This window comes from Dietzia maris (genome assembly GCF_014144855.1).
Lineage (GTDB): Bacteria > Actinomycetota > Actinomycetes > Mycobacteriales > Mycobacteriaceae > Dietzia > Dietzia kunjamensis.
In genome coordinates, this window is sequence record NZ_JAALDN010000303.1 from 1 (window position 1) to 2,085 (window position 2,085).

Consider the following 2,085-nt stretch of genomic DNA (forward strand, 5'->3'; position numbering starts at 1 on the left):
GGCTTCGGCCGCCCTGACCTCACCGCCTTCGCGGCTCATCCCAATCGACCCTGATCGGGTCTGCTGACCCCCTCGACGAGAACGCAGCGACATCACAGCCACCCAACCCCGACCGTCCGGGAAGCCGGGACACGTCACACGGCCTGTACTGCGGGCGTGTCGAGTGGGTCGTCCAGGGGCGACGCAGGAGCGTCGACGCGACGTGCTGAGAGGTGGTTCCAACCGAGCGCTAGGACACCGGCTACAGGCATGGCGATAGGTCAGGAACGGCGTCGCTCCCTGCGCAGGAGGGAGCGCAGAGTCTCGGCGTTCGCGTAGCCGACCCGTAGCGCGATCTCGGCGGAGGTGAGGTCCGTGGTTGCTGAGAGGTGCCGAGCTCGTTCGATGCGAAGCCGTTGGACGAAGCCGAGCGGAGTGAGGTTGAGCGCCGCACGGACTCGTCGTTCGAGGGTGCGCCGGCTGGTGCAGAGCGACTGCGCGACGAAGGCGACGTTGAACGGTTCGTCCAGGCGGGCGCGCACGAAGCGTTCGAACTCGACGACGATCGGGTCCTCGTGCCGGAGATGATCGTAGGCGACGAAGGCCGCCTGCGACGGACGCTCGTCGATGATGAGGAGCTTGGCGACATGTTGGGCCAGGTCGGGGCTGATCGATCGCACGAGTGAGAGCGCGAGGTCGATGTGGGCGAACGCGGCGCCGGCGGTGACGAGGTTCCCGTCCACGACGACCATGGTGTCGAGATCGAGGGCGACGGTCGGATAGCGCTTCAGGAACTCCGGCCCCAGGAACCAGCTGGTCGTCGCCCGCCGATGATGCATCCGTCCGGTCTCGGCGACAGCGAACACGCCGGTGCACGCCGCGGCGATCCGGGTGGTCGCGTCGTCGAGGCGCCCGAGCGAGGCGATGACCGAACGAGCATCTCGGCTCTGGAGGGCGTCGTTGGTAGCGGCGGCCGTAAGGGTTCCAAGCGCAGGGACGACGACCACGTCGAACTCTCCGGACTCCGACAGCGGGTGGTCCACCGACAGGGTCATCGATGCCGTCGTGGTCACTCGCCGTTTCGGTCCGAGGATGGCGAGTTCGATCGGGTCGATCCGCGGGTCGACATCGGCGCGGGCTCCGTCGGCCACCCGCACGATGTCGATGATCGACGCGACAGCCGAACCGAAGCAGCCGTCGATCGCGATCAGTCCGATACGCATGGCGCAAACAATAGCAATACTGCCGTATACGCCACTTCCCACCGGCCCTCGCTCGTCATACGCTGAACTCGCTTCACCAAGAAACCTCGACACCTAGGAGAACCCCTCATGTCCACACCCGCATCACTTCCGTATGCCTTCGTCGCCAAGATCGTCGCGGCCGATGGACAGCACGACGCGCTCGCCGATCTGCTCGCCGGCGCTGTCGCGCTCGCCAACGAAGAAGTAGGAACGATTGTCTGGTTCGCGGTCAGGACCCACGCCGACACCTTCTGGATCTTCGATGCATTCCCCGACGAGGCCGCTCGCGACGCCCACGCCAACGGCGCCATCGTCGCAGCCCTGATGGACAACCAGCACCTCCTCGGCGCAGCACCCGAGATCCTGGCGGCCGACGTCCTCGCGTCCAAGCTTCCGTAGTCCGCCAACGCACGAGACGATCGCGCCCCGCTGAGCCGTCGCCAGGTCGCGACGCAACGCCACGCTGCGTTGCCGAGCGGTGCGAGGCCTATCGGCACACGGACAGGATGCCGGCCGCGAGCGCTCAGCCGGCGAGGGGTCCGTCGCAGAGGAGAGCGACGTCGGTGTCGGGCAGAGCCGTGAGGCCAGCGCATCGCGCGACCACCAGAACCGAACCGCCGGAGCCGCCTGTCAGAATCGAACCGACGACCTAATCACGTCGGCTTTGCGTCTATCGCTTGATGCGCCCACTGGCGAACGAGCCGCTGACCTGCGCAAACGCTGAGCGTGGGGGGCGCCGCCATCCGGTGGTGACCGACGACGACCGACCAGTACCGACCGTTTCACCGGAGCTTGCGGCGGCGTCCAAGCCGAGCAAGCTCCATTCCTTTAGCCTGGATCCACCGATGAGATGAACTTCTAG

Annotated in this window: 2 protein-coding genes; one reads left to right on the forward strand and one right to left on the reverse strand. The window is 66.7% G+C overall.

Annotation, left to right across the window (positions count from 1 at the left end; all coding sequences use genetic code 11):
* Positions 1-260: 260 nt before the first annotated feature.
* Positions 261-1,202, reverse strand: coding sequence for a GlxA family transcriptional regulator (locus tag G6024_RS10425; RefSeq protein WP_067719373.1), 942 nt, complete (start codon positions 1,200-1,202; stop codon positions 261-263).
* Positions 1,203-1,310: 108 nt separating this feature from the next.
* On the opposite strand from G6024_RS10425, the gene G6024_RS10430 reads away from it, so the two are divergent.
* On the forward strand, positions 1,311-1,622 hold the full coding sequence (locus G6024_RS10430) for a putative quinol monooxygenase (RefSeq protein WP_159148653.1): 312 nt from the start codon (positions 1,311-1,313) through the stop codon (positions 1,620-1,622).
* The last annotated feature ends 463 nt before the right edge of the window (positions 1,623-2,085 follow it).